Origin of the sequence: Streptomyces glaucescens (genome assembly GCF_002154375.1) — a bacterium.
GTDB classification, from domain to species: Bacteria; Actinomycetota; Actinomycetes; order Streptomycetales; family Streptomycetaceae; genus Streptomyces; species Streptomyces glaucescens.
Window position 1 is genome coordinate 1,410 of the sequence record NZ_MUND01000397.1, and the last position, 6,023, is coordinate 7,432.

Genomic DNA, 6,023 nt, shown 5'->3' on the forward strand with positions numbered 1-6,023 from the left:
CGGACACGACCTAGGGGGTGTGCGAGGGCCCACGGGCGGCGGCCCGGCGGGCCCGCCCGGGTCTACAGGTGGTGCGGGGGCTTCTCGTCGAGGAAGCGCTTCAGGTCGTCCGCGGCGTCGCCGCCGCCCCGCCGCTCGCCCCAGCCCCGGTCCGTGTCGTCGGAGGACTGCTCGTCCAGCGGGTCGTCGAAGATCAGCGCGGCCTTGGGGTCGCGCGGCTCGGGGGTGGCGGCGGTGCTCATGTCCCCAGGGTACGGCCCGCCCTCTCGTGAACGCCTTCACAAGACTTTTTGCCCGGTTTCTGCTGTTCTGGGACTCATGATGTCCCGTTCGAGTCCGCCGCCCGTCCCGGCGGGCGGACAGGTCCCCGGAAGGCCACTGCGCAGGCTGACCGCGCGGGCCCGCGCCGAGGCCCACCGCACCGCCACACCGCTGGAGCTCTTCTTCGACCTGTGTTTCGTCGTGGCGGTCGCCCAGGCGGGCCTCCAGCTGGTGCACGCCGTCGCGGAGGGGCACGCGGGCGAGGGCATCCTGAACTACGCGATGGTCTTCTTCGCCATCTGGTGGGCCTGGATGAACTTCACCTGGTTCGCCTCGGCGTACGACAACGACGACGCGCTGTACCGCGTGGTCACCCTCGTCCAGATCTCCGGTGTCCTGGTGCTGGCCGCCGGCGTGTCACGGGCCTTCGACGACCATGACTTCCTGCTCGTCTGGCTCGGCTACGTGATCATGCGGCTGGCACTGGCCGCGCAGTGGCTGCGCGCCGCGAGATCCGCGACCGGCCCGGAACGCACCACGGCGCTGCGGTACACGGCCGGTGTGCTGCTCTGCCTGGCCGGCTGGCTCGGACTGGTGCTGCTGCCCGAGCCCGCGCGTCCATGGCTGTTCCTCGTGATGGCCGTCGTGGAACTGTGCGTGCCCGTCCTCGCCGAGCGGGGCTTCGAGACGCCGTGGCATCCGCGCCACATCGCGGAGCGGTACGGGCTGTTCACGATCATCGTGCTGGGCGAGACCATCACCGCGGCGACCGTGGCCGTGAAGTCGGGCGTGGACGATCATCATGCGCTCGGCGAGCTGCCGCCGATCGCCACGGGTGGCCTGTTGATCGTGTTCTCCGCGTGGTGGATCTACTTCGTGGTGCCGATCCACGGCCATCTGCGCTCCGACAGACAGGCGTTCCTCTGGGGTTACGGCCACTACCTGGTCTTCGCCTCGGCCGCCGCGATCGGCGCGGGCCTGGAGGTGGCCGTCGAGCAGGCGACCGGCAAGGCGCACATCTCCACGCTGTCCGCCTCCGCCGCGGTGACCCTCCCCACGGCGCTCTATCTGCTGACCGTGTGGGCCCTGCACTCCCGGCACTTCAAGATGGGCATCGCCCAGCAGGCGGTGCTGCCCGTGGCCGCCCTGCTGGTCATCTGCTGCACCTTCCTGGGACACGGTGCGGTCCTCGCGGCCGGCGCGGTGACGGCACTGGCGGTCGCAACCGGCGTGACCCTGACGGCGCGCAGGGCGGGGCGGGCCAGACTGACCCCATGACCCTCATGACGGTTGACGCACTGACGGATGTGGCGGGCCTGCGGGTGGGACACGCGACGCGCGCCGGCGGTGGCTGGCTCACCGGCACCACCGTGGTCCTCGCCCCGGAGGGCGGGGCCGTCGCCGCCGTGGACGTACGCGGCGGCGGGCCCGGCACCAAGGAGACCGACGCGCTGGACCCGCGCAACGTGGTGCAGAAGGTCGAGGCGATCGTGCTGACCGGTGGCAGCGCCTACGGGCTCGACGCGGCGTCGGGGGTGATGGCCTGGCTGGAGGAGAGAGGACGGGGGGTGCGCGTGGGGGCGGATCCCGCGCACGTCGTGCCGGTGGTGCCCGCCGCGTGCGTCTTCGACCTGGGGCGCGGCGGCGACTTCCGGGCCAGGCCGGACGCGGCCGTCGGCCGGGAGGCCGTCGAGGCCGCGGCGGCGAGCGAGCCCGGCGCACCCGTGCGGCAGGGGTGCGTGGGCGCCGGTACGGGGGCCGTGACCGGTCTGCTGAAGGGCGGGGTCGGCTCCGCGAGCACGGTGCTCGACTCGGGGATCACGGTCGGCGCGCTGGTGGTGGCCAACGCGGTGGGTTCCGTGGCGGATCCGGAGACGGGGGTGCTGTACGGGGAGTTGTTCGAAGGGCGCGTGGAGTATCCGCAGGCTCCTGTCCACGAGGCCGCGCGGCGGCGCCTCGCCGAGGTGGCGGCCCGGACCGCGCCTCCGCCGCTCAACACCACGCTCGCGGTGGTCGCCACCGACGCCGCCCTCTCGAAGGCCCAGGCCCAGAAGCTGGCCGGCACGGCCCACGACGGGATCGCGCGCGCCGTACGGCCGGTGCACCAGCTCAACGACGGCGACACGGTGTTCGCGCTGGCGACCGGGGCGCGGGCGCTCGACACGGGCAGCCCGCTCGCGCTCAACGAGATCCTCGCCGCGGGCGCGGACCTGGTGACACGCGCGATCGTACGAGCCGTGCGCGCCGCGGAACCGGTGGACGGGCCGGGCGGGATCTGGCCCACTTACGGGGAGCTGTACGGGAGCCGCCGAGAGGGCCGGCTGGGGTGACAACACCGCCCCCACCAGGCACTCCTGTCGGATCGTCGGATCGCGAGGGAACCCGCCGCGCCGTCCGCTCGTTTTCCTCGCGCACGTTTTCTCGGTTCCCGGACATGATGTCCGACCGAGGGGCTACGGTATGCACCCACAAGGTGACATGCAGCAACGCCGGGAGAAACCTTGAGCGTTCCGTACGAGACCGCACCGTACGAACCACACGAGTCGCCCGAGTCTCCGGAGGAGCATCTCGCGCGACTGCTCGGCCGCGCCCTGAACTCGTTCGAGCTGCCCGACGAGACGATCAGATGCCTGGACGGCGCGCTGGCGTACGACAGTTCGCTGCACTCCGCGCACCACAGCGCGGGGCTGCACCGCGAGACGTACCGGCACACCTGGCTGCTCGCCGACGGCTCGGCGCTCACGCTGTGGGAGCTCGTGCACAACACCGCGCGGGGCCGTGCGGCGCAGCACGAGGTGTACGTCGACGAGGAGGAGTTGCGCACCGCGACCACGCGGCTGCCGCTGCCGCCGGACGCGCCGGACTTCGAACTTCCCGTGCTGGTGCAGTCGCCGCCGGTGCAGGGACCGAGGCACGCGTATGTGCCGGACGACTCGGCGGACCACGCGCGCCGGCTGCTGCGCCGCGCGGAGAACGCGGACCGGCCGGGCGCGGAGACGGCCGCGTTGCTGGCCACGGCGTGCGCGCACCAGATCACCCAGGCGTTCGGGCGCCCGTGCCGTGCGGGCCGCGCCGGTCTGGGCTTCTCGCTCTACGAGCACGCGTTCCTGCTCAGCGACGGCGCGGAGATCTCCCTGTGGGAGGTGGAGCACACGGCCACGCCCGACGGGCGGCACATGTGCGAGGTGTACGCCTCCGAGGAGGCGGCGCGGGAGGCGATGGAGCGCCGGGCGGCGCAGATGTCCTGAGCCCCGGACTCGGACCGGGTTGCCCGGTGGCTCAGCTGCCGCCGGCCAGTCTGCGGGCCAGCACCGCGAAGGCGGCCCGTTCCGCGGGGGTCAGCTCGACGCACTCCAGGTGAGGGGCGCTCTGACGCTGCTGGGGGAGCGCGGCGAGGGGGCGTGCGCCGGTGCGTTCGGCGGCCCACGCGCCGGCTCCCGCGGGGGCGGGCCCGGGGCGTCCGCGGCGCAGCATGCGGGTCAGGCCGGTCAGCCAGGCGACGGCCGCCAGGGCGAGGACGGCGACGCCCGCCCACTGGAGGATCGAGACATGCTCAGGCATGTGGTCCAGTAGACACCACGGTCCGGGACTTACGCCCCGGACCGTGATCTATCTCGCAGGTGCGACACAGCACGCTCATGCCCCTCAACGGGACATTGTTGTACGACCCTTCGGGCGCCCTCCGCGTCCCACCCGCCTTACGCGGCCGCCACCGGCTGCTTGGGCCCGGGCGCCGCGGTCGCGGCCGGACCGTCGGTCACCGGGGCCGTCTCCGCGCCGGGCACCGGCTTGCGCAGCCCCTTCAGCAGGATCACCAGGCCCGCCGTGACCGCCGTACCGGCCGCGATGGCCAGCAGGTAGAGGAACGGCTTGCCGATCAGGAAGGTGACCCAGACACCGCCGTGCGGGGCGCGCAGGGTGGAGCCGAACATCATGGTCAGGGCGCCGGTGACCGCGCCGCCCGCCATGGAGGCGGGGATCACCCGCAGCGGGTCGGCGGCGGCGAACGGGATCGCGCCCTCGGAGATGAAGGAGGCACCGAGCACCCAGGCGGCCTTGCCGTTCTCGCGTTCGGCGGGGGTGAACAGCTTCCTGCGGACGGTGGTGGCGAGGGCCATGCCCAGCGGCGGGACCATGCCGGCGGCCATCACCGCGGCCATGATCTTCATCGCCGAGTCGCTGGGCGCCGCGACCGAGATGCCGGCCGTGGCGAAGGTGTACGCGACCTTGTTGACCGGGCCGCCGAGGTCGAAGCACATCATCAGGCCGAGCAGGACGCCGAGGAACACGGCGTTGGCGCCGGAGAGACCGTTCAGCCAGTCGGTCAGGCCCTGCTGCGCCTCGGAGATCGGCTTGCCGATGACCACGAACATCAGGAAGCCGACGACCGCCGTCGAGACCAGCGGGATCACCACCACCGGCATGATGCCGCGCAGTACGGCCGGGATCCGGATGCGCTGGATCGCGAGGACCACAGCACCGGCGATCAGACCGGCGACGAGTCCGCCGAGGAAGCCCGCCCCGATGGTCAGGGAGATCGCGCCGCCGACGAACCCTGGCACGAGTCCGGGCCGGTCGGCCATGCCATAGGCGATGTAACCGGCGAGGACCGGGACGAGGAAGCCGAAGGCCGCCGCGCCGATCTGGAAGAAGAGCGCGCCCCAACTGTCGGCCTGGCCCCAGTCGAAGTGCTCGATGACGGACTTCGCCTCGTTGATCTGGTAGCCGCCGATCGCGAAACCGAGGGCGATGAGCAGACCGCCGGCCGCGACGAACGGGACCATGTAGCTGACGCCGGACATCAGCCACTTGCGCAGCTTGGTGCCGTAGCCCTCGCCGGGCTCACCGGCGCGCTCCACCGGCGTGCCACCGGGCTTGGGGGCGCCCGTCACCTCGCCGCGCGCCGCCTTCTCGCGCACCTCGGTGATGAGCTGGGCGGCGCGGTTGATGCCCGCCTTCACACCGACGTCGACGGTGGGCTTCCCGGCGAAGCGGTCCTTGTCGCGGACGGGGACGTCATGGGCGAAGATCACGCCGTCCGCGGCGGCGATGACGGCCGGGTCGAGCCGGGCGTAGCCCGCCGATCCCTGGGTCTCGACGACGACTTCGACGCCTGCCTCGCGGCCCGCGTTCTCCAGGGACTCGGCGGCCATGTAGGTGTGGGCGATGCCGGTGGGGCAGGAGGTGACGGCGACGACACGGAAGGGGCGCGCGTCCTCGCCGCCGCCCGCTCCCTCTCCCGCACCGACGGCACCCTCGGGGGAAGCGGCCGGAGCGACGGCGCCCGCGGCGGAGGTGCCAGCGGCCGTGGTGTCCGTGGCGGTGGTGTCCGTGGCGGCGTCGGCGGAGGCCGCCGCCGACGCCGCCACGGAGTCCTCGGATGCGGAGCCGCCCTCGGCAGTCGCCGGGGGTTCTTCGCCGCGGATGAGCGCCGCCGCGCCGGCCGGGTCGCCTGCCGCGCGCAGGGCGTCGGTGAACTCGGTGTTCATCAACTGCCGGGCGAGCGACGACAGGATCGTCAGATGGGCGTCGTCGGCACCGGCGGGGGCGGCGATCAGGAAGATCAGGTCGGCCGGGCCGTCCGCCGCGCCGAAGTCGACACCGGCAGCGCTGCGCCCGAAGGCGAGCGTCGGCTCGGTGACGTGGGCGCTGCGGCAGTGCGGAATGCCGATGCCGCCGTCGAGCCCGGTCGGCATCTGCGCCTCGCGCGCCGCCACGTCGGCGAGGAAGCCCTCCAGGTCGGTCACCCGGCCCAGGGCGAC

Annotated in this window: 6 protein-coding genes; 3 read left to right on the top strand and 3 right to left on the bottom strand. The window is 73.1% G+C overall.

Annotated features, from left to right (window positions below):
- Positions 1–62 precede the first annotated feature (62 nt).
- On the bottom strand, positions 63–242 hold the full coding sequence (locus tag CCN42_RS24780; protein ID WP_086738940.1) for a hypothetical protein: 180 nt from the start codon (positions 240–242) through the stop codon (positions 63–65).
- A gap of 76 nt (positions 243–318) precedes the next feature.
- Here CCN42_RS24780 and CCN42_RS24785 point away from each other — a divergent pair, with 76 nt between their 5' ends.
- From CCN42_RS24785 to CCN42_RS24795, 3 genes are all read left to right on the top strand, one after another.
- Positions 319–1,539 (top strand): low temperature requirement protein A, encoded by a 1,221-nt coding sequence (locus CCN42_RS24785; RefSeq protein ID WP_086738942.1) that lies wholly within the window; start codon positions 319–321, stop codon positions 1,537–1,539.
- Between the two features lie 5 nt (positions 1,540–1,544).
- Positions 1,545–2,591: a P1 family peptidase gene (locus tag CCN42_RS24790; RefSeq protein ID WP_086738948.1), complete on the top strand. Its 1,047-nt coding sequence runs from the start codon at positions 1,545–1,547 to the stop codon at positions 2,589–2,591.
- Between the two features lie 171 nt (positions 2,592–2,762).
- Positions 2,763–3,509 carry a DUF6227 family protein gene (locus CCN42_RS24795; RefSeq protein WP_086738944.1) on the top strand — a complete coding sequence of 249 codons (747 nt, stop codon included), beginning with the start codon at positions 2,763–2,765 and terminating at the stop codon, positions 3,507–3,509.
- 31 nt (positions 3,510–3,540) lie between these two features.
- Here the strand turns inward: CCN42_RS24795 and CCN42_RS24800 are convergent, their stop codons facing one another.
- Positions 3,541–3,822, bottom strand: coding sequence for a hypothetical protein (locus tag CCN42_RS24800; protein WP_086738946.1), 282 nt, complete (start codon positions 3,820–3,822; stop codon positions 3,541–3,543).
- 137 nt (positions 3,823–3,959) lie between these two features.
- The coding region (locus tag CCN42_RS24805) for a PTS fructose transporter subunit IIABC (protein ID WP_086738950.1) at positions 3,960–6,023 on the bottom strand (2,064 nt) is incomplete at its 5' end.

Bases quoted from the DNA above. Each gene is read 5' to 3' on its own strand.
- CCN42_RS24780 (WP_086738940.1), bottom strand. From the start codon at position 242: ATGAGCACCGCCGCCACCCCCGAGCCGCGCGACCCCAAGGCCGCGCTG.
- CCN42_RS24785 (WP_086738942.1), top strand. From the start codon at position 319: ATGATGTCCCGTTCGAGTCCGCCGCCCGTCCCGGCGGGCGGACAGGTC.
- CCN42_RS24790 (WP_086738948.1), top strand. From the start codon at position 1,545: ATGACGGTTGACGCACTGACGGATGTGGCGGGCCTGCGGGTGGGACAC.
- CCN42_RS24800 (WP_086738946.1), bottom strand. From the start codon at position 3,822: ATGCCTGAGCATGTCTCGATCCTCCAGTGGGCGGGCGTCGCCGTCCTC.